General features: G+C 61.9%; 24 protein-coding genes. 7 read left to right on the top strand and 17 right to left on the bottom strand.

Annotated elements, in window-relative coordinates:
* Positions 1-198 precede the first annotated feature (198 nt).
* The 11 genes from JF290_RS03730 to iscR form a co-directional block, all read right to left on the bottom strand.
* On the bottom strand, positions 199-1,419 hold the full coding sequence (locus JF290_RS03730) for a cysteine desulfurase (RefSeq protein WP_199023403.1): 1,221 nt from the start codon (positions 1,417-1,419) through the stop codon (positions 199-201).
* Positions 1,412-2,002 carry a Yip1 family protein gene (locus tag JF290_RS03725; RefSeq protein ID WP_199023402.1) on the bottom strand — a complete coding sequence of 197 codons (591 nt, stop codon included), beginning with the start codon at positions 2,000-2,002 and terminating at the stop codon, positions 1,412-1,414. Before JF290_RS03725 ends, JF290_RS03730 begins: the two co-directional genes overlap by 8 nt.
* Positions 1,999-2,484: a YIP1 family protein gene (locus JF290_RS03720; protein WP_199023401.1), complete on the bottom strand. Its 486-nt coding sequence runs from the start codon at positions 2,482-2,484 to the stop codon at positions 1,999-2,001. Before JF290_RS03720 ends, JF290_RS03725 begins: the two co-directional genes overlap by 4 nt.
* Positions 2,484-3,764, bottom strand: a complete 1,281-nt coding sequence (gene sufD / locus JF290_RS03715) for a Fe-S cluster assembly protein SufD (RefSeq protein ID WP_199023400.1) — start codon at positions 3,762-3,764, stop codon at positions 2,484-2,486. Before sufD ends, JF290_RS03720 begins: the two co-directional genes overlap by 1 nt.
* Positions 3,764-4,519 carry a Fe-S cluster assembly ATPase SufC gene (sufC, locus tag JF290_RS03710; RefSeq protein WP_199023399.1) on the bottom strand — a complete coding sequence of 252 codons (756 nt, stop codon included), beginning with the start codon at positions 4,517-4,519 and terminating at the stop codon, positions 3,764-3,766. The genes sufD and sufC overlap by 1 nt, the downstream gene beginning before the upstream one ends.
* Positions 4,520-4,551: 32 nt before the next feature.
* The gene (locus JF290_RS03705; RefSeq protein WP_199023398.1) at positions 4,552-5,157 is read right to left on the bottom strand and encodes a hypothetical protein; all 606 of its coding nucleotides are present in this window, start codon (positions 5,155-5,157) and stop codon (positions 4,552-4,554) included.
* A 1-nt stretch (position 5,158) separates the two neighbouring features.
* On the bottom strand, positions 5,159-5,473 hold the full coding sequence (locus tag JF290_RS03700; RefSeq protein WP_199023397.1) for a heavy metal-binding domain-containing protein: 315 nt from the start codon (positions 5,471-5,473) through the stop codon (positions 5,159-5,161).
* Between the two features lie 4 nt (positions 5,474-5,477).
* Positions 5,478-5,696: a hypothetical protein gene (locus JF290_RS03695; protein WP_199023396.1), complete on the bottom strand. Its 219-nt coding sequence runs from the start codon at positions 5,694-5,696 to the stop codon at positions 5,478-5,480.
* On the bottom strand, positions 5,689-7,212 hold the full coding sequence (gene sufB / locus JF290_RS03690; RefSeq protein ID WP_199023395.1) for a Fe-S cluster assembly protein SufB: 1,524 nt from the start codon (positions 7,210-7,212) through the stop codon (positions 5,689-5,691). Before sufB ends, JF290_RS03695 begins: the two co-directional genes overlap by 8 nt.
* Positions 7,213-7,227: 15 nt before the next feature.
* Entirely contained in the window at positions 7,228-8,271 is a 1,044-nt protein-coding gene (locus JF290_RS03685; protein ID WP_199023394.1) for a cysteine desulfurase family protein, read from the bottom strand.
* 106 nt (positions 8,272-8,377) lie between these two features.
* The gene (gene iscR, locus JF290_RS03680; protein WP_199023393.1) at positions 8,378-8,839 is read right to left on the bottom strand and encodes a Fe-S cluster assembly transcriptional regulator IscR; all 462 of its coding nucleotides are present in this window, start codon (positions 8,837-8,839) and stop codon (positions 8,378-8,380) included.
* A gap of 182 nt (positions 8,840-9,021) precedes the next feature.
* Here iscR and JF290_RS03675 point away from each other — a divergent pair, with 182 nt between their 5' ends.
* From JF290_RS03675 to JF290_RS03660, 4 genes are all read left to right on the top strand, one after another.
* Complete coding sequence (locus JF290_RS03675; protein WP_199023392.1) at positions 9,022-9,675, top strand: alpha/beta hydrolase; 654 nt, start codon at positions 9,022-9,024, stop codon at positions 9,673-9,675.
* Between the two features lie 9 nt (positions 9,676-9,684).
* Positions 9,685-9,921 (top strand): hypothetical protein, encoded by a 237-nt coding sequence (locus tag JF290_RS03670; RefSeq protein WP_199023391.1) that lies wholly within the window; start codon positions 9,685-9,687, stop codon positions 9,919-9,921.
* Positions 9,918-10,496 carry an HD domain-containing protein gene (locus JF290_RS03665; RefSeq protein WP_199023390.1) on the top strand — a complete coding sequence of 193 codons (579 nt, stop codon included), beginning with the start codon at positions 9,918-9,920 and terminating at the stop codon, positions 10,494-10,496. Before JF290_RS03670 ends, JF290_RS03665 begins: the two co-directional genes overlap by 4 nt.
* Positions 10,497-10,636: 140 nt before the next feature.
* Positions 10,637-12,847, top strand: a complete 2,211-nt coding sequence (locus JF290_RS03660) for an NADP-dependent isocitrate dehydrogenase (RefSeq protein WP_199023389.1) — start codon at positions 10,637-10,639, stop codon at positions 12,845-12,847.
* Between the two features lie 172 nt (positions 12,848-13,019).
* On the opposite strand, the gene JF290_RS03655 is transcribed toward JF290_RS03660, so the two are convergent.
* Both JF290_RS03655 and JF290_RS19430 read right to left on the bottom strand, forming a co-directional pair.
* Entirely contained in the window at positions 13,020-13,301 is a 282-nt protein-coding gene (locus JF290_RS03655) for a hypothetical protein (protein WP_199023388.1), read from the bottom strand.
* A gap of 32 nt (positions 13,302-13,333) precedes the next feature.
* Entirely contained in the window at positions 13,334-15,136 is a 1,803-nt protein-coding gene (locus JF290_RS19430) for a calcium-binding protein (RefSeq protein ID WP_233155123.1), read from the bottom strand.
* A 199-nt stretch (positions 15,137-15,335) separates the two neighbouring features.
* Here JF290_RS19430 and JF290_RS03645 point away from each other — a divergent pair, with 199 nt between their 5' ends.
* The gene (locus JF290_RS03645; RefSeq protein ID WP_199023387.1) at positions 15,336-15,671 is read left to right on the top strand and encodes a DMT family transporter; all 336 of its coding nucleotides are present in this window, start codon (positions 15,336-15,338) and stop codon (positions 15,669-15,671) included.
* 82 nt (positions 15,672-15,753) lie between these two features.
* A complete protein-coding gene (gene typA, locus JF290_RS03640; RefSeq protein ID WP_199023386.1) occupies positions 15,754-17,574 on the top strand; it encodes a translational GTPase TypA in 1,821 nt (606 codons plus the stop codon).
* Between the two features lie 62 nt (positions 17,575-17,636).
* On the opposite strand, the gene JF290_RS03635 is transcribed toward typA, so the two are convergent.
* The 3 genes from JF290_RS03635 to recA all read right to left on the bottom strand — a co-directional run bounded on the left by JF290_RS03635 (position 17,637) and on the right by recA (position 21,822).
* The gene (locus tag JF290_RS03635; RefSeq protein WP_199023385.1) at positions 17,637-17,924 is read right to left on the bottom strand and encodes a DUF1330 domain-containing protein; all 288 of its coding nucleotides are present in this window, start codon (positions 17,922-17,924) and stop codon (positions 17,637-17,639) included.
* Between the two features lies 1 nt (position 17,925).
* Entirely contained in the window at positions 17,926-20,583 is a 2,658-nt protein-coding gene (gene alaS / locus JF290_RS03630; RefSeq protein ID WP_199023384.1) for an alanine--tRNA ligase, read from the bottom strand.
* A 165-nt stretch (positions 20,584-20,748) separates the two neighbouring features.
* Positions 20,749-21,822 carry a recombinase RecA gene (gene recA / locus JF290_RS03625; protein WP_199023383.1) on the bottom strand — a complete coding sequence of 358 codons (1,074 nt, stop codon included), beginning with the start codon at positions 21,820-21,822 and terminating at the stop codon, positions 20,749-20,751.
* 192 nt (positions 21,823-22,014) lie between these two features.
* Here recA and JF290_RS03620 point away from each other — a divergent pair, with 192 nt between their 5' ends.
* A complete protein-coding gene (locus JF290_RS03620) occupies positions 22,015-22,611 on the top strand; it encodes a sulfotransferase family protein (protein WP_199023382.1) in 597 nt (198 codons plus the stop codon).
* Positions 22,612-22,673: 62 nt separating this feature from the next.
* On the opposite strand, the gene JF290_RS03615 is transcribed toward JF290_RS03620, so the two are convergent.
* A complete protein-coding gene (locus JF290_RS03615) occupies positions 22,674-24,980 on the bottom strand; it encodes an ATP-binding response regulator (RefSeq protein ID WP_425503911.1) in 2,307 nt (768 codons plus the stop codon).
* Between the last annotated feature and the right edge of the window lie 78 nt (positions 24,981-25,058).

Below are 25,058 nucleotides of genomic sequence, written 5' to 3'. Positions count from 1 at the left end.
AGGAAAGCAAAGATCGGCGGTCCCGCAAGCCACTGATCACAATCTTCAATTTACACTCACCGACGCAATCACCGAAGTCGGTTCATAGTTTCGACAAACAAGTCTGCAACCATCAGAACATGGGATGCCATAACGGGTCTATACAAGCGTCATAAATGGCTCGCAATCTCGAATTCCGGCTGTCACTGCAATTCGCCGTCAGGCGAAGAGTTCATGCGCCAGTTCGAGGGCGTCAACCAACGTATCGACTTCCTCTTTGGTGTTGTAGAGCCCGAAGGACGCACGGCAGGTTGCGGTCACGCCCAGGTGGTCCATCAGCGGACCGGCGCAATGGTGCCCTGCCCGCACGGCGACACCGCGCTTGTCGAGGATCGTCGAAATGTCATGCGCATGGGCCGCGCCTTCGAGCGTGAACGAGAAGATCGCGGCCTTGTCAGGCGTTGTGCCTTGGAGGTTGAGCCAGTTCAGCCCGGCAAGGCGCTCGCTGGTATAATCGCGCAAGCTGTCCTCGTGGGCAGCGATTTTGTCGAGTCCGAGGCCCATCATGTAGTCGAGCGCAACGCCCAGACCGATCGTCTGCACGATTCCCGGAGTGCCCGCCTCGAACATCATCGGCGGATCGTTGTAGATCACCTCGTCCTTGCCGACCTCCTTGATCATATCGCCGCCACCCATGAAGGGACGCATTTCCGCCATGCGTTCGGACTTGATATAGATCGCGCCTGAGCCGGACGGCCCATAGAGCTTGTGTCCGGTGATCGCATAGAAATCGCAGCCGATCTCGGCCACGTTCACGGGCATGTGCACCGCCGCCTGGCTGCCATCGACCAAAACGGCAACGCCCTTGGCGTGGGCGGCTTCGGTGATCGCTTTGACGTCGACCTTGGTCCCCAGAACGTTCGAAACCTGCGTAATGGCGATCAGCTTGGTCCGTGGCGTGATTGCATCGATCACCGCTTGCGGGTCGAGCGCGCCGGTCGCATCCACGTCGACCCATTTCAGCACCACCCCTTGACGTTCGCGCAGGAAGTGCCACGGCACGATATTGGCGTGGTGTTCCATCACGCTGAGAATGATCTCGTCGCCCGCCTCCATCCGCGGCATCGCCCAGCCATAGGCCACAAGGTTGATGCCCTCGGTGGTGCCCGAGTTCAGCACGATCTCGTCCTCGGACGCCGCGCCGAGAAAACGCGCGACAGTGCCGCGCACCGCCTCGTACTTGTCGGTCGCGAGGTTGGACAGGAAATGCAGGCCCCTGTGAACGTTCGAGTACTCCTGTGAATAGGCCTGCGCGACCGCATCGATCACCACCTGCGGCTTTTGCGCCGAAGCGCCGTTGTCCAGATAGGTCAGCGGCTTGCCGTTCACCTGCCGCGACAGGATCGGAAAGTCGGACCGAATGGCTTGAACGTCATACATAGGGAGAAGATCCAATGAGCGTCCCTCCGAAGAGGGAAATGAGCAGCGACAGTCCCAGCACGATGGCCAGGAGCGCGGCGATCAGTACCCCGGCCGAGCGCCCGAGCGATTTGAACTTGTGCGCCTGGTCGATGAAATGAAGAAGCATGTAGAGCCCATAGAGCGACACCGCGAAGACCAGTAGGACCGACAGGGACGGCACCGTGACCAGTAACAGCAGGACGCCCATCTGCGCCACGACGCGCAGGGCCTGCAGCCAGACGATGACGATCATCACCGACTCCAGAGTCCCCTGCCCGCCCATCGCACGCCCGGCCCAGAACAGCGCATAGATCGTCAGGACCAGTCCGCCCGCGACGAGGACGCAATAGACGAGCGGCACCGAGAACATGCCCGGCATCGGCGTCGGCGCGGGTACAAGAATGTTCGACAACGTGAAGAGCAGCGCATTCAGGACCGCGACCAGCGCAAGCGCGGTCCAGAGCGCCTCGCGCGGGATGGGAACGGACAGCAGGATCCTTGCCGCCGTTGCCGGGTCCTTGATGGACAGGAACGCCAGCTGGCGCAGATCGAGTGCGGTCATGATGCGGGTCTTTCGACTTGTCTGAGACTGGATATCCAGAACCAGCCAAAGACCACAAGCCACAAAACCCCCACGATCTGCAACTCCAACCCCGGCCCCATGAACCCCGCGACCAGACCATGCAGCAACAGCAGCGGTGTGGAGGCGAGCAGCGACCAGAACAGGGCCAGCCGCGCGCCGTACCAACTGCCCTGCCCGCCGATCGCCTTGGCGATCAGGTGCGTGAGGCCCGCCAACGCATAGAGCAGCAGCGGCGCAATGAAGATCCACGCCAGAAGCGTGCCGCCCAACATCATGTTCAGGTCCTGCCCCGTCAGATGCGCCTCGCGCGACAGCCGGGGCAGCTGCGCAAAGAACATGATGACGCAGAACGCCATGAGAAACGCCAAGGCCCGATCTTCGCGCTGACCCATCTCCAGAAGGCGTTTCATAACTCGCCCCGGACCGCGATACGTCGCGGTGATGTCGGAGGTGACCTGCATCAGCGGCGGCGCGCCAACCAGTTTTGCAGCCTTCCGACGATATCCTCGGAGAGCGTTTCGTTCTCGATCTCCTCCACCGCCTCGGCAAGAAACGCGAGCGTCAAAAGGTCGGTCGCCTCGCCCTTGGGCAGGCCACGCGAGCGCAGGTAGAACAGCGCCGTCTCGTCGATCGCCCCGCTGGTCGAGCCGTGTGAACAGGCCACGTCATCGGCATAGATCTCGAGTTCGGGCTTGGCGAGGAACTGGCTGTCGTCATCCAGCAGGAGCGACTGGCTGATCTGGTAGCCGTCGGTCTTCTGCGCGCCCTCCTTGACCAGGATCTTGCCTTGGAACACGCCGGTCGCGCCGTTGCGCAGAACCTTCTTGAACACTTGCCGGCTTTCGCAATTCACCGCGTCATGGGTGACGAATACCGTGTCGTCATGGTGGAAATTGCCGTCGCCCACGCAGGCGCCGGCAACATGAGCGACCGCATCGTCGCCGGTCAGTTCGATGACGCACTCATTGCGCGTCATCACGCCGTTCACCGTCAAGGTGAAGGATTTGAAGACCGATTCCCGGCCGAGCCGTGCGAACATATGCGTGACGGCCAACCGTTCATGGTCGCGCCCCTGCGAGCGGACGTGATGCAGCACGCCGCCATCGGCGACGTCGATCTCCATGCACTTGTTGAACCGGGCCGCGGCGGGGCCGTTCTCGAGGATCGTGGCTTCGGCACCGGGTTCGACCCGCACGACGTGATGCAGGATCGCGTCCGAGCTTTCGGACTGATGCATGTAGATCAGGCTGATCGGCTTGCTGGGCTTGCCGGTCACGTGCAGCAGCACGCCGTCTGTTGCAAAGGCGGTATTCATCGTCGCGAAAGGACGCCGAACCGGAGTCTGGCCCCGTTCTTCCAGAACACCATAAATGTCCTGCGCCCAATGGATGTCGGCGGCCGAGCTGTCTGCCAGACGCGCGATGGTCACGCCCTCCATCGACAGGTCATCTGAGGCGTCGGGATCGAACACGCCATCCACGAAGACGATCTTCAGCCGGTCGATCTCACCAAAGACCATGCCTTCTTCGTTCTCCAGCAACGCGGCATGGGGCTCGCTCGGATCGAGGAAGAGGTCGGGTTTCGTGTACTTCCAGTATTCATCGCGCCGCTGCGGCAGGCCCATCGCAGTCAACCGCGACAACGCATCGCGGCGGGCGGCCTCGGACCAACCGCCTTCGGGCAGTGTCAGGCCTGCGAGCCGCGCTTCGGTCGCGGTCTGTTTGAGTTCCGGCAATCCCATCACGCCACCTCGGAGAGAATGTCGGTATAGCCGTTGTGCTCGACTTCGAGCGCCAGCTCCGGCCCGCCCGACTTAACGATGCGTCCATCCGCCATGATATGCACAACGTCGGGTTTGATATGATCCAGAAGGCGTTGATAGTGCGTGATGACCAGGAAGCCGCGTCCTTCGCTGCGCAGGGCGTTCACGCCATCCGCCACCAGCTTCATCGCGTCGACATCCAGCCCGGAATCCGTCTCGTCGAGGATGCACATCTTCGGTTCAAGCATCGCCATCTGCAGGATCTCGTTGCGCTTCTTCTCACCGCCCGAAAAGCCCACGTTGACCGGGCGTTTCAGCATGTCCGCGTCGATCTTGAGCTCCTTGGCACGGGCCCGGATCACCTTGAGGAACTCGGCGGCGCTCATTTCCTCCTCGCCGCGGGCCTTGCGCTGCGCATTCACCGCCGTACGCAGGAAGGTCATGTTCCCGACACCGGGAATCTCGACCGGGTATTGAAAGGCCAGAAACAGGCCCGCCGCGGCGCGCTCTTCCGGCTCCATTTCCAGCAGGTCGAGACCGTCCATCACGGCGCTGCCACCCGTCACCTTGTAGCCATCCTTGCCGGACAGCACATAGGACAAGGTAGATTTTCCCGATCCGTTCGGGCCCATGATCGCATGCACCTTTCCGGGTTCGACCGTCAGGTCGACGCCTTTCAGGATCTGCTTGTCTTCTTCTTCAAGATCGACCGTCAGGTTTTTGATTTCCAGCATTTCTTACCTCATTCTTTCCTCTTGGCCGGCCATCACGGGCGCGACATGAATTTTACGATTTGCAACAGCCGGTCCGCCGGGATTGCGGCAGGTTCGACCCGAAAACGCGCCATTCGCCCCGTCATCTCGGGCACACCGATGAACCCCTCGACCTGCCGATAGCCGTTGTGCCGGGTGTAGTCGTCAAACAACAGCGTCACCGGCCGGGTGATGTTGAAAGCGGTGGCCAGGGCGCAGCCGACCCGGAAACGACCATCCACCAGCACCACGTCAGGATGCGGCAAACCCTTGCGCTTCCATATGCCGAGCGGATAATCGGCAAAACGACGCCACGCCGTGTCATCCGACGGATGTCCCCAATCCGAGGTCGCACCGATATTCGCCCAGACCAACTCGACCGAACTGCCTTGCGCCGGAGGTGTGAGGGCAAACCAGCGCCGCATTCTGCGCACCCACCGCCGGTCGCTTTCAACGCTGGTGATGTGCTTTCCGGACAGTTCCGCTGCCAAAACCGTCGACCCACCGGCGCCATATTCCAGGATGTTATCCGCGTCGCGATAACACGCCTCCAAGAGCGCAGCCTCGCGCTCGGGCATCGTCAGCGGCGGACGCTCGATATCCTGGGTCTCGGCGATCATTTCAGCTCACAACGACGGCAGTGCCAGAAACGGACACCATCAGCATACTGTCCCCGACCACCTCGTAGTCCAGATCGATGCCGACAACCGCGTTCGCTCCCAGCGTTGCCGCGCGTTCCTCGATCTCTGCCATGGCCTCGGCGCGGGCATCCCGCAGCTTCTGCTCATACGCGCCCGACCGGCCACCAACCACGTCCGTGACCGAGGCGAAGAAGTCGCGCACGATATTGGCGCCCATGATTGCTTCGCCCACCACGATACCCTTGTAGGCGGAGATGGTTTGACCTTGAATCGTGTTCGTCGTGGTCAGTATCATGGTCTCATTTCCACTTCTTTCCGTCACTGCCGCGCAGCAGAAGGCGTGACAGAACCGCCGCAACGATCCAGCCTGCAACGGCACCGCCCGCGACCCCCAGAAGCGGCGAACCGCCCGAGGTCGCGTTGATCCAGAAGATCCCGATGGTCCCGCCCAGCACTGGAAGTACGTAAGACAGGATCACCGCGATGCGTTCGGCCCGGTTCGTCAAACGATCAGCCAACGGAGCCCTCCAGCGAGATCGCGACGAGCTGTTGCGCTTCCATGGCAAATTCCATCGGCAACGCCTGCAGCACGTCCTTGCAGAACCCGTTCACGACGAGCGCGACCGCTTCTTCTTCATCCATGCCACGGCTGCGACAGTAAAACAGCTGATCGTCATCGACCTTGGACGTCGTCGCCTCGTGTTCGACCCGCGCCGAGTTGTTGCGCACCTCGATGTAGGGCACGGTATGTGCCCCGCATTTGTCGCCGATCAGCAAGCTGTCGCATTGCGTGTAGTTGCGCGCGTTCTTGGCCTTGGGATGCATCGACACGAGGCCGCGATAGGTGTTCTGTGCCAGTCCAGCGCTGATTCCCTTTGAGACGATCCGGCTCTTGGTGTTCTTGCCCAGATGGATCATCTTGGTGCCGGTGTCGGCTTGCTGGTAATTGTTGGTGATGGCGATCGAGTAGAACTCACCCTGGCTGTCGTCACCGCGCAGGATGCAGGACGGGTACTTCCAGGTCACGGCGCTGCCGGTTTCGACCTGGGTCCACATCACCTTGGCACGATCGCCACGACAATCAGCACGCTTGGTGACGAAGTTGTAGATTCCACCCTTGCCGTTCTCGTCGCCAGGGTACCAGTTCTGCACCGTCGAATACTTCACCTCGGCATCTTCTTCGACGATGATCTCGACCACGGCGGCGTGCAACTGCGCAATGTCCCGCGCTGGCGCTGTGCAGCCTTCAAGATAGGACACATAGCTGCCCTTGTCCGCGATGATCAGCGTGCGTTCGAACTGTCCGGTGTTCTCGGCGTTGATGCGGAAGTAGGTCGACAGTTCCATCGGGCAGCGCACGCCCGGCGGCACGTAGACGAAAGAGCCGTCCGAAAACACCGCGCTGTTGAGCGTGGCGTAGAAATTGTCGCTGACCGGCACGACGGAACCGAGATACTTTTTCACCAGTTCTGGATGTTCGCGGATCGCTTCGGAAATCGAACAGAAGATGACCCCTGCCCTCTTCAGTTCGGCCTGAAATGTCGTGCCGACGGACACCGAGTCAAACACCGCGTCAACGGCCACCTTGCGGCCTTCCGCGGGGATGCTCTCGGCCCCTTCGACACCGGCCAGGATCATCTGTTCCTTGAGCGGAATGCCCAGTTTTTCATAGGTCGCCAACAGCTTGGGATCGACCTCGTCCAGAGACTTCGGCTTCACCTCCATACTCTTGGGGCGGGCATAGTAGTACTGATCCTGGAAGTCGATTTCCGGATAGTCCACCATCGCCCAGGCCGGCTCTTCCTTTTGAAGCCAGCGCTCATACGCCGCCAGACGCCAATCGGTCATCCACTGCGGCTCTTCGTTCTTCTCCGAGATCAGGCGCACGATATCCGGGGTCAGCCCTTTAGGGGCGTATTCCATCTCGATATCCGTTTCCCAGCCATACTTGTAGGTCCCGCCAACTTCGCGGACGGCGTCGACGGTTTCCTGGTCGACCCCTTCCTTCACCTGTGTCTGGTCCAATGCGGCCATGTCTCTCTCCTGCGGTTACGCCGCGCGGGCGCGGTGTTTCTGTTCCTTGGACAGCCACGCCTCGGCAAAGCGCAGTACGTCCTGTTTCGTCGTGTTCAGCCCCAGAGAGACGCGGATCGCGCTCGCGGCTGTCGTGTCATCGTATCCCATGGCCTGCAACACGCGGCTGGCCCGGACCTTTCCACTGGAACAGGCAGATCCCGCGCTGATCGCGAAGCCTGCCAGATCCATCTGGACCACCTGAGTCTCCCCCTTCCACCCTGGCGTGGCCAGACACAAGGTGTTGGGCAAACGGTCCACCTGATTCCCGACAAAAATAGTATTCTTTGTTTCGGCCTCAAGAGCCTTTTCTAGAATATTTCTAAGTTCCCTCACGCGCTCCCACCGACCGGCCGCCACGTCCGCCGCCGCCGCCTGCGCCGCCGCCGCGAATCCCGCGATACCGATGACGTTCTCGGTACCGGACCTGCGTCCCATCTCCTGCCCCCCGCCGCGCAACCGGGCAACGATGTCGGTTCCGCGCCGCAGCACCAGCGCCCCGATCCCCTTGGGACCACCCAGCTTGTGCGCCGACAGCATCGCCATACGCGCGCCGCTTCCGGTGAAGGACAGGTTCAACTTGCCAAATGCCTGGGTCGCATCCATCAAGCCGAGCCCGGCAGGGATTCGCTGAACAACGCCGGTTTCCGAATTGGCGACCTGCAGGGCCGCTCTTGCCGGCTCTGCCACCGAAACGATCCCATGCGCGTCGCAGGGCAGCCGCGCCTCACACCAGGCAAGAACCGCGTCATGCTCAATCCCGCAGGCGAGAAATCCGCGTCCTTCGCTGGCCAACGCCGCGGCTTCGGTCGCGCTCGACACGAAGACGATGTCGGCATCCTCGGCCCCGAAAGCCTCGGCAATCTGCGCCCGCGCGCGCTCGATCAACGCCTTGGCAGCGCGCCCCTCCGCGTGCACACTCGAAGGGTTGCCGACCACGTCCATCGCCGCGATCATCGACTCGCGGGCCTCGCTCCGCAACGGCATGGTCGCATTGTAGTCCAGATAGACCCGGCTCATCTCGCCCGCTCCTTCATCTTCGCGCAAATACTCCGGGGGGTACGGGGGGCTGGCCCCCCGCTTGACCGGGCGCCAGACCACGGATCCACGATATACACGAAATGCTTCACTCGGCGTCGACCACGTCGAACAGGTGCGGCACCGCGGGACAGGGCGCCAATTCGTTCTCGATCACGTCAGACAGGCGCGTCTGATGCAAAAAGACGTAGACATGGGCGCTCAAGCCCTCCCACAGACGGTTGGTCAGGGATTGCGCCCGGCTTCCCGACGACCCGCCCGAGGCCCCCGCGCCCTTGCGCATGGCATCGACGGACTCATCCACCGCCGACAGGACATCGACAACCCTGATGTCGGAGGCCGCCCGCGCAAGTCGGTATCCGCCACCGGGTCCGCGCACCGAGGTTACCAGATCGGCCCGGCGCAGCTTGACGAACAGTTGTTCGAGGTAGGGCAGCGAGATGTTCTGCCGCTGCGCGATGTCGCCCAGCGTGACCAGGCCATCGTCCTTCTGAAGCGCGATGTCGGCAAGCGCGACCATTGCATAGCGGCCCTTGGTCGATAGCTTCATGATCCTGTCCTCTTCAAGGCGCCCAGTCGCGCGAAAACATTGACGTTTCGGGTGTCAATGCGTATGTGCGCATTCGACATGGCGCGCGGCGCGCATCTCGATTAGAACCGTTCTAAGGAGCCCTAGCGATTTCGTCAAGAATATCGCGGCTCCAGACTCAAAAAGACAGGATCAACCGCTCAATGCCCGAGGTCATCTTTCCCGGACCCGAAGGCCGCCTCGAAGGCCGCTATCACCCCCAGAAGGAAAAAGACGCTCCGATTGCCATCGTCCTGCATCCGCATCCGCAATTCGGCGGAACGATGAACAACAAGGTCGTCTACAACCTGCACTACGCCTTCTATAACATGGGCTTCACGGTCCTGCGGTTCAATTTCCGCGGTGTCGGTCGCAGCCAGGGCGAATACGATCAGGGGATCGGCGAATTGTCCGATGCCGCGTCGGCACTCGACTATCTTCAGTCGATGAACAACAATTCCAAGCACTGCTGGGTGGCCGGGTTCTCCTTCGGAGCGTGGATCGGCATGCAGTTGCTGATGCGCCGGCCCGAAATCACCGGGTTCATCAGCGTGTCGCCCCCGGCCAACATGTACGACTTCTCCTTCCTCGCCCCCTGCCCCTCGTCCGGACTGATCATCAACGGCACCGCCGACCGTGTCGCACCGCCCGCTGACACCGTCTCGCTTGTCAACAAGTTGCACGAGCAGAAGGGGATCACGATCACACACAAGCAGATCGAGGGCGCGGATCACTTCTTCCAGGAACCGCATATGGAGACCATGATCGGCAGCGTCAGCGACTACGTGAAACGCCGCCTGACAGAGACCTCGCGCTGAGACCGCACGATGAGCACGCTCGAAACCCTCGCCTCCAAGCTCGCGGAAGACACGATGGAGGCCATGGCCCTCACTGGCGATGATCGCCTCTACGTTCAGATCGGCGACATGCTCGCTGCCTCCTCGCAATCGCTCGAGGAAGCCTACCTGACCGAGGTGCGCGTGCGCCTGGCCGAGCGCGGGGCGCGCAAGTTTCTCGAAGCCCGGATCGCGGCTGTGGCGGGCCCAAGCTCAGACACCCCATGAGCGACAGGCTCGCTGCACAGATCGACTTCCTGCGCGAGGCCGACCGTCTGAAATCGGTCTTGCGGGCCTCACGTCTCATTCACGACGACAGGCGCGAGAACTCCGCCGAACACAGCTGGCATGTCATGCTCTATGCGTTCGTGCTGTCCGAACAGGCCGGCCCGGACGTGCAAATAGACCGGGTTCTGAAGATGCTGCTGTTGCATGACATCGTCGAGATCGACGCCGGTGACGCCCCGATTCACGGCGCAATCGACCACGCGGCGATGGCCGCCAAGGAAGAAGTCGCCGCCGATCGCCTCTTCGGCTTGCTGCCGCGTGATCAGGCCCAAGCATTCCGTGACCTTTGGGTAGAATTCGAGGCCGGCGAGACGCCTGATGCCCGCTTCGCCAAGTCGATCGACCGCTTCCAGACTCCGATCGCGAACCTTGGCAACGGCGGTGGTACCTGGACCGAATACGACGTGACGCTCGATCAGATGGACACCCGGGTCGGCGTTCCGGTTGCACGTGGCGCTCCGGGCCTGTGGTCGTGGCTGCGCCCGCAGCTGGCGGCTTTTTTCTCCGCGCGATGACCGCTTGCGCGCGGCACCGTCGATGGTGCCGCACAGCTCCTGCGACAAAACGGTATACAACGGCATACAGGGGTTTCGGAGCAACATACGTTGGGCTATACGGCCCGTGAAAACTGACCCAGGTGCGAAAGGTTCAACACATGGCAAGCCTCACTGAGACCGATATCGTATATACCACTGTCGACGAAGCACCGGAATTGGCCAGCGCCTCGCTGTTGCCCATCATCCGCTTTTTCGCCGATGCCGCGGGCATAACGGTCGATACGCGTGACATCTCTCTGGCCGGGCGCATCATCGCGGCGTTTCCCGATCATCTGACCGACGAGCAGCGCCAATCCGACGACCTTGCGGAGCTTGGCGAATGGGTCAAGACCCCGCAGGCCAACGTCATCAAGCTGCCCAACATCTCGGCCTCTGTGCCGCAGCTGGTCGCCGCGATCACCGAGCTTCAGACCAAGGGCTATGCCCTGCCCGACTATCCCGAGGTGCCCGCCAGCGACGCCGAGCGCGACGTTCGTGCGCGCTATGACGCGATCAAGGGTTCGGCGGTGAACCCGGTCCTGCGGGAAGGCAACTCGGACCGGCGCGCCGCCAAGGCCGTCAAGAACTATGCCATGGCCAACCCGCACCGCATGGGCAAGTGGAGCGCAGACAGCAAGACGCATGTCGCTTCGATGCCCGGCAACGACTTTTACGCCAACGAAACCTCTGCCTCGGTGACGGCAGCGCAGGCCGGCGGCGTCAGGATCGTGCTGACCGCGGAGGCCGGCACCGAAACCGTGCTGAAGGACGGCGTCAAGCTCGACGAGGGCACCGTGGTGGACGCGACCTTCATGTCCGCCAAAGCGCTCCGCAGCTTTCTGAAGGACGAGATCACCAGCATGGAAGCGGGTGTGCTTTTCTCACTGCACCTGAAGGCCACGATGATGAAGGTCTCCGATCCGATCATCTTCGGCCACGCCGTATCGGTCTATCTCGCGGACTTTTTCGCCAAGCACGGACCGGCGCTCGAAGCTTTGGGCGTCGATCCGAATTCCGGCATCGGCGACCTGCAAACGCGCATTTCCGGCAACGCCGAACTCGAAGCCGATCTGAAGGCGGCGATGGACGCGCAACCGCCGATGTACATGGTCAATTCCGACAAGGGCATCACCAACCTGCACGTGCCGTCCGACGTCATCATCGACGCCTCCATGCCGGCCGTCATCAAGGCCGGCGGCAAGGGCTGGGGTCCCGATGGCAACGAAGCCGACACCAAGTGCGTGATCCCCGACAATTGCTATGCGCCCGTCTATGACGAGACGATCAAGTATTTCAAGGAAACCGGTGCGCTGGACGTCGCCAGCTCGGGCACCGTCCAGAACGTCGGCCTGATGGCGCAGAAGGCCGAGGAATACGGCTCGCACCCCACCACCTTCGAAATCCCGGTGGCGGGCACCGTTCGCATGATCGCCGCCAACGGCGACGTCCTGCATGAGCACAAGGTCGACGCCGGCGACATCTGGCGGTCCTCCACCGCCAAGCAGGCGCCGATCGAGGACTGGGTCAAGCTTGCCATCGACCGGCAGGCCGCAACGGGCGCCGAAGCGATCTTCTGGCTGGACGCGAACCGCGCTCATGACGCCCAACTGATCGCGCGGGTCAAGCCGATCCTCGAGAAAGCCGGCGTGGCCGACAAGTTCCAGATCCTCGCACCGCGCGAGGCAACCCGCCGGACGTTGGAAACAATCCGCAAGGGCGAAGACTCGATCGCGATCACCGGCAACGTGCTGCGTGACTACCTGACCGACCTGTTCCCGATCCTGGAACTCGGCACCTCGGCCAAGATGCTGTCGATCGTCAAACTGATGAATGGCGGCGGCCTGTTCGAAACCGGGGCTGGCGGCTCGGCCCCCAAGCACGTGCAGCAGCTTGTCGAGGAGAATCACCTGCGCTGGGACAGCCTGGGCGAGTTCTGCGCCCTCGGTGAAAGCCTCTCGTTCCTCGCGGCGGCCAAGGGCAATGACAAGGCCGGCGTTCTGGGACGTGCCGTCGATCTGGCGACGCAGGGCGTTCTCGACCATGACCGCAGCCCGGGCCGCAAGGTCGGACAGCCGGACAACCGCGACAGCCACTACTGGTTCGCTCGCTACTGGGCCGAAGCGCTCGCAGCGCAGACCGAAGACGCCGATCTGGCAACGCGTTTCACCCCGGTGGCGCAGGCATTGGCCGAAAACGAAGCCGCAATCACGGCAGAACTGGCCGCGGCCCAGGGCAAACCGGCCGATATCGGAGGGTACTATAAGGCCGATCCGGAAAAACTGGCCGCGGTCATGCGCCCGAGCGCAACAATGAACGGCATCTTCGCCTGATGTTCCATACACGCGCCCGGATCATCGGTCCGGGCGCGACATCCCTATCGGACAAGCGAAACTCGCCGCGACGCGGGCCCGATTGGTCCTCATCGATACGTCGAACACGGCAATCCGCTTCGTGCGATTTCCGCACACGATCCTGGTGAGGGTCGTGACGACGTCCTCTGCATCACAAGCAGACGATCTCGCCTTCCGCCCCCTGTTGGCAGCCGGACTTCAGCGGCGAGTCGCCTGACATCTCACGCTCGATTCGGATCCGGTTGATCTCTTCCGCCCGCTCCGCTTGCGCGCAGGCTTGTGCTGAACCGGCCGAACACGCCGCCTGGAGCTCCGACAAGGAGAGTTGTTGCGCTCCGCAGCCCACGAGCGTCAAACTCACGAGCACAAAGCAGATCGGGGTTCTTGGCACGGGCGCCCTCCTGATGCGACGGCTTCGGTCACTCTCGATCATGGCGCAGCGACAGGACGAATGCAAAGCTGCTGTCAGACGAACTGAAATACGATGTCTGCCTCGCCCAGCACCACGCCGGAGAGCTCAACATCCACTGTCCCGATCCCGATGAAGGTGCTTCCCGCTGCGCTCGTGACTTGCAGATCGGCCGCATTCCCGGCTCGCAGACTGATCCGGATGGTGTCCGCACTGTGGTCGAAATCCGTGATCCGATCCTGGCCCGCATGGCCGTTCACGAAGATGAACGTATCGCGCCCAACGCCACCGGTCAGAACGTCGCTCCCTTCGCCCCCCTTCAGCACATCTCGTCCAGATTGCCCGTTGAGGATGTCATCGCCCTGCCCACCGCCCAGTACGTCGTTGCCGACCCCACCATTGATCCTGTCGTTGCCGGCATGACCGGCCAATCCATCCGCGTCGGAACCGCCATTCAGAACATCATCGCCATCGCCACCGCGCAGGCTGTCACGTCCTGCCCCGCCCTCGATCGCGTCGTTGCCCGCGCCGCCTCGCAAAAGGTCGTCGCCCTTACGTCCCGAGATGATGTCGTTGCCATCATGGCCGAAGATCGTGTCGTGTCCGGCGGTACCGGTCAGATCGTCCGCAACAGAGCTGCCCACCAGTTTGTTCGCGATATCAGTGCGCTCGAAAAACGCAACCTGGAGCGGGTTTTCATCCGCCACTGTTCCATCCGTATAGGTCAGCACCAGCGTTCCGTCCGCCCGTTCGGCCAGCGTGGGAAAGGACCGGCTGCCCCCCGCCCCCGCTCCAATGCTCTGGACCGGCCCCTGTCGGACACCGTCCTCTCCCAGGAACAACAAATCGATGCCGCGATGTCCGGAAGCCGGGTCGAGCGTTGCCATCGCCACCGCCACCCCGCCGTTCGACAGTGCGAGCATGTCGAACTCGCCGGCTTGCGCATCATAGGAAAAGTTGCGAACGACAGGCCTCGCGCTGTGGTCCAGCGCCGCGTGATCGGACAGGAACTCGACTCGCAGCCGGGAGCTGCCATCGGCCCGCTCCTCCATGAAACCGAGCGCGGCTCCACCGTTGTTCAGCGCGACCAATTCGAGGTTGTTCGCGTCCTTCTTGGCCGACCAATTTCCATCGACAAGAAAGCTGAGTTCATTGTGGATGCCCGCGATCCCTTTCGGTGCACCGAACTTGTCGTCAGTGAGAGTGAGCTTGATCGCATGGCCAGGCTTGTCATGCGCGGAATCGCTCACCACCACGGCCCGCAGGATATTGCCGTTCGCAAGCTGAACCATGTCGTCCGCGACGCCCGGCAGTGCGACCAGCGTGCCAGATGCGTTGTAGACATGCGCAGTCCCATTCTCGAGCAACACCGCGAACCGTTTCTCGCTGAGAGAAACGATCTCCTGCAGGATTTGCTGTTCGGAGCCTTGCTCGACAGATGAATAGGGTGTGTCCGGCCGGATATCCGTCAAAGTACTCGCGATCGGACTACCGGAGGCGTTGAAATGCCTCAGGAAGGTATCCGTGTCGGTCGTGTGCGATCCGAAACGCGAAACATTTACCCATCCGACGATGAAACTGCCATCAGGCTGTGCGGTCACTTGCGGCTTGTGCTGCAAAAAGGTCTGCGACTCGTTGACCTGGAATATCTCTCCGATCGGAATGCCGTCCGGCGACAGGATTTGCCCGAAGATCGCCCCGTCCATGTCGTCGAACGCATCGGTCGGACGATCCAGGTATTCGCACCAGACAACGACGAGGTTGCCGTTTGCCAGAACCGCGATGTCGGGATCGACCGCACCACCGTCATACCCAGCAGATTCGATCGTCACCCGCGTGCCCAAGTCCCTCAGTGCCATGTTTCATCGCCCTTGCGCCAATTTCCGAACTTCGAGGCCTGAGAATGGGTGATGTCCGTGACCATCCGGTTATCCGGCAGAAAGAAACTGCCTAAAACACAAGCCATCGCGGGCCACGTCGGCCTCTTCGCCGCGTGCCGGACTTGCCAGCGCAGTCCAAAAAGGGGATGAGCGAGGCAAATCATGACCCGGAGCCGCCATGCCCGTCCACTACGTCTATCTTGTCTTTGCCGTTCTGGCGGAAACCATCGGCACGACGGCCTTGCAGGCCAGCCAGCAATTCAGCCGGTTCTGGCCAAGCTGCCTCGTTGTCGTCTCCTACGGCATCGCCTTCTACCTGCTCGGGCTTGCCTTGCGCTTCATGCCGGTCGGCGTCGCTTACGCGATCTGGTCGGGGCTCGGAATCGTCCTGATCGCCTGTATCGGATTCCTCGCATTCGGGCAGAAGCTGGACCTGCCGGCCCTGATCGGACTGGTTCTGATCATCGCGGGCATCCTGATCATCCACCTATACTCCAGCACGGCGGGACACTGACGCAGCGGCTTGTCGAATTTCTCTGGTCTTTGCAGGCAGGCCGGGGTATGCGCGCGGCAACTCCCGCACAAAGGCTGATTTCATGGACCTGCGCAACATCGCAATTATCGCACACGTGGACCACGGCAAGACCACGCTGGTTGACGAACTGCTGAAGCAATCCGGCACGTATCGTGAAAACCAGGCGACCACCGAACGCGCGATGGACAGCAACGACCTCGAGCGCGAACGCGGTATCACCATCCTCGCCAAGGCGACCTCGGTCGAATGGAAGGGCACGCGCATCAATATCGTGGACACCCCCGGCCACGCCGATTTCGGCGGCGAGGTGGAACGCATCCTTTCGATGGTCGACGGCGTCGTTCTGCTGGTCGATGCGGCCGAAGGACCGATGCCGCAGACCAAGTTCGTGACCTCCAAGGCGCTGGCACTGGGCCTGCGGCCGATCGTGGTTCTGAACAAGGTCGACAAACCCGATGCCGAACCCGACCGGGCGCTTGACGAGTGTTTCGATCTGTTCGCCAATCTGGGCGCCGATGACGATCAACTCGACTTTCCGGCGATGTATGCATCGGGCCGTTCGGGCTGGGCCGACATGGAACTGGACGGACCGCGCAAGGATCTGGGCGCGCTCTTTGACCTGATCGTATCGCATGTTCCCGCCCCCGCACAGATCGCGCAGAAGGACGAACCGTTCCGCATGCTGGCGACGACGCTGGGCAACGATCCGTTCATCGGCCGCATCCTGACCGGACGGGTGGAAAGCGGCACGCTGAAGGCGGGCGAGACCGTCAAGGCGCTGACCCGTGATGGTGCTCTGATCGAGAATTTCCGCTGCACCAAGATTCTCGCCTTCCGCGGTCTGGGTCAACAGGCGATCGACGTGGCCGAGGCCGGCGACATCGTCTCGCTGGCCGGCATGTCGAAAGCGACCGTGGCAGACAGCATCGTCGCGCCGCAGGTGACCGAGGCCCTGCCCGCGCAGCCGATCGATCCGCCGACCATTACCGTCACCTTCGGTATCAACGACAGCCCGCTGGCCGGGCGCGACGGCAAGAAAGTGCAATCACGTGTGATCCGCGACCGGCTCATGAAAGAAGCCGAAAGCAACGTCGCGATCAAGATCAGCGATACACCGGGCGGAGAGGCCTTCGAGGTCGCGGGCCGGGGCGAATTGCAGATGGGCGTCCTGATCGAGAACATGCGTCGCGAGGGATTCGAACTGTCGATCTCGCGCCCGCAGGTGCTGTTCCGCGACGTCGACGGAGAGCGGATGGAGCCGATCGAGGAAGCCACGATCGACGTCGACGATGAATATGCCGGTGCGGTGATCGAAAAGATCACCGGTGCGCGCAAGGGCGAGTTGGTGGAGATGAAGCCGGCCGGTGCCGGAAAGACTCGGATCGTCGCCCATGTGCCCTCCCGTGGCCTGATCGGCTATCACGGCGAGTTCCTCACCGACACCCGCGGAACCGGAGTGCTGAACCGCGTGTTCCACGGCTGGGCCCCGCACAAGGGCTCGATCCCGGGCCGCCGCGCGGGCGTGCTGATCTCGATGGAGAACGGCCAGTCCGTCGCCTACGCTCTCTGGAACCTCGAAGAGCGTGGCCGCATGTTCATCGGCGCGCAAGCCGATGTCTACCAGGGCATGATCATCGGCGAGCATAGCCGCGAGAACGATCTCGAAGTGAACCCGCTCAAGGGCAAGAAGCTGACCAACGTACGGGCCAGCGGCACCGACGAAGCCGTGCGCCTGACCACGCCGATCACGATGTCGCTGGAAGAGGCGATCGCCTATATCGACGACGACGAACTCGTCGAGGTCACGCCCAATGCGATCCGTCTGCGCAAGCGTCATCTGGATCCGCACGAACGCAAGCGCGCCGCCCGCGCGGCCTCCTGAAAAAAGCGCGGCGCCGAGGCGCCGCGTTTCTATGCATAGATCCTGAGCCGCAGCGGCCTGCGTCAGTCCGTCGTTTCCACGATCAGCAACTCGCGTTCAGAGGCATCGCGGGCATGGCTGAGCGCGCGCTGATACACATCCGAATTATAGCATTCTTCCGCCGCTTCGACCGAGGGGAAGCGGGCCACCACGTTGCGCGGCCGCGCTTGCCCTTCGAGCTGAACAAAGCGACCGCCCCGCGCGACGAAGACACCGCCGTGCGCCGCGATGGCCTCTGTTGCCAGTGCCGCGTATTTGGCATAGGCGTCCTCGTCGGTCACCGTCACATGGGCAATCCAAAGCGCGCTCATCTCATCCCTCCAGAACCGATTTCACTGCCGCGATCGCGGCCTCCGCATGGGCTGTATCCGGACCACCTCCCTGCGCCATGTCGGGCCGGCCTCCGCCGCCCTTGCCACCAAGCGCGGCCACCGCGGCGCGCACCATGTCGACGGCCGAAACTCGATCGGTCAGGTCAGCGGTGACACCGGCCGCGACAGCAGCCTTGCCGCCCGCGTCGGCAATCAAGACCACCGCCCCGCTGCCGAGTTTTGCCTTGTGCTCGTCGATCAGAGCGGGCAAGTCGCGCCCGGTCACGCCGTTCAATACCTGCACGACGAGCGGAACTCCATTCACCGTCTCGGCCTCGGGCGCTGCCGCGCCACCGCCGGCCATCGCCAGCTCGCGCCGCAATTGCGCGACCTCGTTGCTCAGTGCCTTGCGCTCGTCCAGCAACGCACGCACCCGGTCCGGCACTTCGGTCGCCTGCGCCTTGAGCGCAAGCGCTACCTCGGCCAACCTATGATCCTGTTCGCTGAGATAGCGGAACGCATCCGCTCCGGTCAGCGCTTCGATCCGTCGGACACCGGCGCTGGACGCGGATTCCCCCACCGTCACGAAGACCCCGATATCTCCGGTCTGACGCACATGGGTGCCGCCGCAAAGCTCGAGCGAATAGGTCTGCCCATCCGCGCCCTTGCCCGATCCGGCCTGCATGCCCATCGACACGACCCGCACCTCATCACCATACTTCTCACCGAACAACGCCTGCGCACCAAGCGCACGGGCATCGTCAGGCGTCATGATCCGCGTATTCACGGGCGCGTTCTGACGGATATAGGCGTTCACCTCGTCCTCGACCCGGGCAAGCTCTTCGCGCGTCAGCGCCTTGGTGTGGCTGAAGTCAAAGCGCAGCCGGTCCGAGGCGTTCAGCGAGCCACGCTGCGCCACGTGATCGCCGAGGGCTTGGCGGAGTGCCTCGTGCAGCAGGTGCGTGGCGGTATGGTTGGCGCGGATCGCCGTTCGCCGCTCGTGATCGATCTCAAGAATCGCCGCCTCACCGCGCGACAGGCTGCCCCGTGTGACTTCCGCAACATGTACGAAGACACCAGCGGTCTTACGCGTATCGATTACCCGCGCCTCGCCCGAGTCAGTTCGGATAATGCCGCTGTCGCCGACCTGACCGCCGCTTTCCGCGTAGAACGGCGTCTGGTTCAGCGCGATCTGCACCTCCTGACCGGCTTCCGCCTTGTCGCACAGTGCGCCATCCTGCACCAACGCCACGATCTGCCCTTCGGCAGTTTCAGTGTCATAGCCCAGAAAATCAGTAGTTCCGGCACTGTCGGCCACGTCGAACCACACTGACGCATCGGCCGCCTCTCCGCTGCCGGACCACGCGGCCCGCGCCTTGGCCTTCTGCGCCGCCATCGCCGCGTCGAAACCCTCGGTGTCGACGGACCGGCCCTTCTCGCGCAGCGCATCCTGCGTCAGGTCGAGTGGAAACCCGTAGGTGTCATAGAGCTTGAAAGCTGCCTCGCCCGGAAAAGCCGCGTCGTCCGGCACCCGCCCGAGTTCCTCGTCGAGCAGTTTCAGACCACGGTCCAGCGTTTGCTTGAAGCGTGTCTCCTCCAGTTTCAGCGTCTCCTCGATCAGCGCCTGCGCACGGCCCAGTTCCGGATATGCCGCACCCATCTGCTGCACCAATGCCGGCACCAGACGATACATCAGAGGGTCTTGCACCCCCAGAAGATGCGCATGGCGCATTGCGCGACGCATGATCCGGCGCAGTACGTAGCCACGACCGTCATTGGACGGCATCACGCCATCTGCCATCAGGAACGAGGTCGACCGAAGGTGATCGGCGATCACCCGGTGATGGGTCTTTCCAGGGCCGTCCGGGTCGGTGTTGCTGGCGTCGGCACTGGCCTCGATGAGGTTGCGCATGAGGTCTGTGGCATAGTTGTCGTTGGTCCCCTGCAACAACGCCGCGACCCGCTCGATCCCCATGCCTGTATCGATCGACTGGTTGGGCAGATCCTTCCGGGTGCCGTCCTCGAACTGTTCGTATTGCATGAAGACGAGGTTCCAGATCTCGACGAACCGGTCGCCGTCCTCTTCAGGCGAGCCCGGAGGACCGCCCCAGATATGGTCACCGTGATCGAAGAAGATCTCCGAACACGGGCCACAGGGACCGGTCGGCCCCATCATCCAGAAATTGTCGTCCGTAGCGATACGGATGATTCGATCATCGCTCAGACCCGCGACCTTTTTCCACAGGTTCGCGGCCTCGTCGTCTGTGTGATAGACCGTGACGAGCAGTCTGTCCTTTGGGATGCCCAATTCACGCGTGATCAGTTCCCAGGCAAACGGGATCGCGTCGGATTTGAAATAATCACCGAAACTGAAATTGCCCAGCATTTCGAAAAAGGTGTGGTGCCGCGCCGTGTACCCGACATTGTCAAGATCGTTGTGCTTGCCGCCCGCGCGCACACATTTTTGCGCAGTGGTCGCCCGCTGATAGTCACGGTGCTCAAGTCCGGTAAACAGGTTCTTGAACTGCACCATGCCAGAGTTAGTGAACATCAGGGTGGGGTCGTTGCGCGGTACCAGGGGGCTGCTGTCGACAACCTCGTGTCCCTGCTTGGCGAAGTAACTCAGAAACGTGGATCGGATATCGTTCAGGGTGCGCATGGACGGGCCTTTGGGCATCTTGGAATGTGGGGTTTCACATATCCGCAAGCCCTGTCGCTGTCCACAGGCGCGCAGGGTCCGAAAACGGCGAAGGACGCGCGGTGTTGCGCGTCCTTCTCCATGGTTACATCTCATCACTGTGCGCCCTTGGACACACAGTCAGGTTCAGGCTTCGAGGATATCCTCGCCCTGTTCTTCGGGCGCTTCGGGCATATCGAAATCCAATCCATGCGCAGCCCTGATCTTGTCCTCGATCTCATAGGCGACGCGGGGGTTGTCCCGCAGATATTGCTTCGCGTTCTCGCGCCCCTGACCGATCCGCTCGTCGCCATAACTCATCCAGGCGCCGGATTTTTCGACCACGCCGGCCTTCACGCCGAGATCCAACAACTCGCCCATCTTCGAGATGCCCTCGCCATACATGATGTCGAATTCCACCTGCTTGAAGGGCGGCGCCACCTTGTTCTTGACCACCTTGACGCGGGTCGCGTTACCGACCACCTCGTCGCGATCCTTGATGGATCCGATCCGGCGGATATCCAGACGCACTGAGGAGTAGAATTTCAAAGCGTTCCCGCCGGTGGTGGTTTCGGGCGATCCGAACATGACGCCGATCTTCATTCGGATCTGGTTGATGAAAATCACCATGCAGTTGCTGCGGCTGATCGAGCCGGTCAGCTTACGCATCGCTTGGCTCATCAGGCGCGCGTGCACCCCGACGCTGCTGTCGCCCATGTCGCCTTCGAGCTCCGATTTCGGTGTCAGGGCGGCAACCGAGTCCACGACCACCATGTTTACCGCTCCCGAACGCACCAGAGTGTCGGTGATCTCGAGCGCCTGTTCACCTGTGTCGGGCTGGCTGATCAGCAGTTCATCTATGTCCACACCGAGCTTGCGGGCATATTGCGGGTCGAGCGCGTGTTCCGCGTCGACGAAGGCACAGACCCCGCCCTTCTTCTGCTGCTCGGCGATGCAATGTAGTGTCAGAGTGGTCTTGCCCGAGCTTTCCGGGCCGTAGATCTCAATGACTCGTCCCATTGGCAATCCGCCAATGCCAAGCGCGATGTCCAATCCCAGCGACCCCGTCGAACTGGCTGCGATCTCCTGAACCGCGCCTTCATCGCCGAGCTTCATGATCGAGCCCTTGCCGAACTGACGTTCGATCTGGGCCAGGGCGCTATCCAACGCCTTCTGCTTGTCTGCGCTCTTCTTGTCTTTCATGCTCAAAAGGTCCGCCATTATCCTGTCATCCTCCTTATTGTCACACACCGGAGCGCGCGACAATCGCTGCTTTGTTCACCCCATGTTCTCAATAGGACCATATAGGGAACATTTCAATCAAAGTTTTCTTCATCTTTACTGTTTCGCAAAGATATTAAGGAGTAGTTTACGCAGATCCCGGCCGGAACCGCATGCAGGAGCGCCAGTCAGATGCTTGTTTTCTTCAAGGAGCGCCTCGTGTTCCTGGCCGTTCCAAAGACGGGAAGCACCGCCTATCACACTGCCTTGGCCAAGCGAGCGGATCTGGTGATCACCAACCCACCGGAACTCAAGCACGCGCCGTTGTTCCGCTATGACCGCTTCGTGCGGCCAATGTTCCAGAAGGTCTGCGGTGTCGACCTTGAAACGCTGGCGGTCGTGCGCGAACCGATCCGTTGGCTGGGGAGCTGGTATCGCTATCGCCGGAGACCATTTACAATTGGAAAGCCCACCTCGACGCACGACATCTCGTTCGACGAGTTCGTTTCCAGCTATATCCGCGGCACGCAGCCGGACTATGCACAGGTCGGAAGCCAAGCCAGGTTTCTGACGCCGCGCCCTGGCGGATTGCCGGTGACCCACCTCTTCCGCTATGACCAGATCGACCGACTCGACGCCTTCCTGTCACATCGCCTCGAAATGCAGGTCGAGACCCGCCGGGAAAACGAGTCGCCGAGCTTGAACCTAGAACTGTCGCCAGAAACGGAACAGCGGCTGAGACAGAAATGCACCGACGAGTTCGCGCTCTATGACAGCATAGGCCGCTGACACGGCGCAATTGGCAAATCCCAATTCTCTGCCGGCACCGCGACCCGGGGAAATGCCGATACTCAATGCAACTGCTGGTGCACTGTATCCGTCAGTTGGTTGAGAGAGAACGGTTTCGGCAAAAAGACCGAGTTCGGGATGACCGGTTGCGAGTCGCTGAATGCGCCTTCGGCGTAGCCGGATACAAACACCACGCGGACATCGGGCCTCTCCTTCAAGGCCTCGCGCACCCAACTCGGACCATCGAGTCCTGGCATCACCACGTCGGTCACGAACACGTCGACGGTGAGTCCCGGGTCCTCAAGCGTTCTAAGGGCGTCTTCGGCCGACTCGGCCTCGAGCACGGTATACCCCCTCAAGCGCAAAGCCCTCGATGCGAACGCCCGGACCGGCGCCTCGTCCTCAACCAGAAGCACCACACCCTCTCCATGCTTGGGCGCGGACGCCTGCACTGGTGCCTTCGCAACCGGCACGGTTTCGGCGTCCTCCTCGTGCACCGGAAAGAACAACGTGAAGACCGTCCCGTTGCCGACGACGCTATCGACGAAGATATAACCACCGGTCTGTTTGACGATCCCATATGCGGTGGACAATCCCAGGCCTGTCCCCTCACCCGTACGCTTGGTGGTGTAGAATGGCTCAAAGACCTTGGGAAGCTTGTCGGGTGCGATTCCCACCCCTTGGTCGCTGACTTTCAGAGTAACGTAGTCTCCCGACGGCACGGTCGCGCGATCACGCTTCAAGGGAGTGGCAAGCGTCGTGACTTCGGTTTCGATCCTGATCTCTCCGCCGGCGGACATCGCATCCCGCGCATTGACCACGAGGTTCATCAGCACCTGTTCGAGTTGACGCTTGTCGGCGCGGATCGACTTCAGAACCGGTGAATGGCTGAGCGTCAGCGTAACCTTTTCGCCCACGAGGCGGTTCAACAAGTGGGTCAAGTCCGAAAGCGTGTCCCGCAGATCCAAGACTTCCGGCCTCAGGGTCTGCTTGCGCGAGAACGCCAGTAGCTGGCTGACCAATGCCGCCGCGCGGTTGGCATTCTGGTTGATCTGAACTAGGTCGCCATAGTCCTGGTCTCCTTGATCGTGCCGCAGCAACAATAGATCGCAATGGCCCGAGATTGCCGTCAGCAAATTGTTGAAGTCATGCGCGACACCGCCGGCCAATTGGCCGATCGCCTGCATCTTCTGGCTCTGGACGAATTGCGCCTCCAGAGTCTTGAGTTCGGTCGCATCGTTCAGAACCGCGATCAGCCTTTTTTCGGCGAGTTCCGTGACCCGGCTCAGGGTGACCTGAACGAAAACTTCCTTGTCCTTGCGCGTCACTCGCAGGAATTCCGACTTCTTGTCAGCGGTGTCGGACAGAGCCTCGTCCAGCCAATCGGAAATCGGGCGCCCAAGGCCCTCCATCACCTGCCCCAAGGCCATTCCTTCACTGGCCTGATCTCCCAGCAGCGTCGTAGCCAACTTGTTGGCGGTCAATATCTTCCCGTCTGCCGCGATTTTCAGCATCGGTACCGGCAATGTTTCAAAGGCGACGCCGTCGTCGGCCCGTCCGCCTTTCTCGGCCGGCAGGAAATAGAGTTCGCGCCGACCCGCGAAGCTGTTGTTTTCAGCCACCATGACATCGACCTGACCTTCGGTCGTGCTCAGCGCATTGACGCAGCCGGGTTGCACCGGCATCGACACGAACAGGCGATCGAGCGATTTGACTCGTTCCCCGACCAGGGTGCGCGCGGCATCGTTCATGAACAGAACGGCACCGGAGCGACCGGTTGTAATCATTGGCACGGGTAGAGTCTCGGCACCGCGCCCCGATTGGCTGCGCTCAGGCATGTCTTCTATGCGCCAGAGATATTTCTCTTCCCCGATCAGGTGGACGGCGAGGCGCACATGACCGCGCCGTGTCACCACGTCCTCATTTGCTGCCCCGTCGAGCCGCGCCCGGCATCGCAGGCGATAGAGTACCGCCGACGGATTGGCGAAGAGCATCCGGAGCGTCCCTGCCAACGTCTCGCTCTCGCTGTCGGTAAAACGTGTTCCCGCCGCAGCGTTCCGGGTCAGGATCGCACCATCCTCATCGGTCACGAAGCTCGGAGAGGCATCCTTTTCTATGAAACCGGCCAACACATCCAGTGCCGCGTCACGCGTGCCGCCGCGATTACGCCCACGCAGGCCCAGCACGAAAACGACGCAGGTGATGGTCAAGCCTGCCGCGATCAACCCCTGTGCCACCAGCCCCGGGGGGACCAGAAAATATCCAGCGAGTCCCATCGCGATCGCCACCAGCACGATCGCCGCCGAACGTGCCCGGTTCGACGGCGGCGCGCTGAGATGAGGCGAAAAGGAAGATGGGCGGCTGATCACAAGACGGCTCCTGAAGCGGGATTCGCTGCCGCCAATGTCATGGCAGAGGAGTTAAGCCCCCCTTAACATCGACCAGCT

The organism is Sedimentitalea arenosa (assembly GCF_016428585.1).
GTDB classification, from domain to species: domain Bacteria; phylum Pseudomonadota; class Alphaproteobacteria; order Rhodobacterales; family Rhodobacteraceae; genus Sedimentitalea; species Sedimentitalea arenosa.
This window is presented reverse-complemented; position numbering and strand designations above follow the sequence as displayed.